The 253-nt window shown below is 38.3% G+C and carries 1 pseudogene; it reads left to right on the plus strand.

The features are described from left to right. Positions 1-253 (plus strand): annotated as a pseudogene (locus AAEY62_RS23535) (hypothetical protein); the annotation flags it as partial.

Below are 253 nucleotides of genomic sequence, written 5' to 3' on the forward strand. Positions count from 1 at the left end.
TACAGTAAATCGCAAAGCTCTACCGCAAAAGAAGAAAAAAAAGAAGTTGCCTATAACGACCAAGAACTAGAAGAAATGCTTATGGGTCGTAAAAACATTACTTTTAAAGAGCCTAAAGGCTTTTTATCTCGCTTGTTGCATAGCCTTATTCCTAAACTAATGTTTTTACCCTACCCGATGCGTAATATTGCCCAGCAATTATTTGGCTCATGGGTAAGTACCTTTGTGGCACTTATTGCGTATGGACTGGTAG

Origin of the sequence: Pseudoalteromonas sp. GW168-MNA-CIBAN-0100, from assembly GCF_040309225.1 — a bacterium.
GTDB lineage: Bacteria > Pseudomonadota > Gammaproteobacteria > Enterobacterales > Alteromonadaceae > Pseudoalteromonas > Pseudoalteromonas arctica.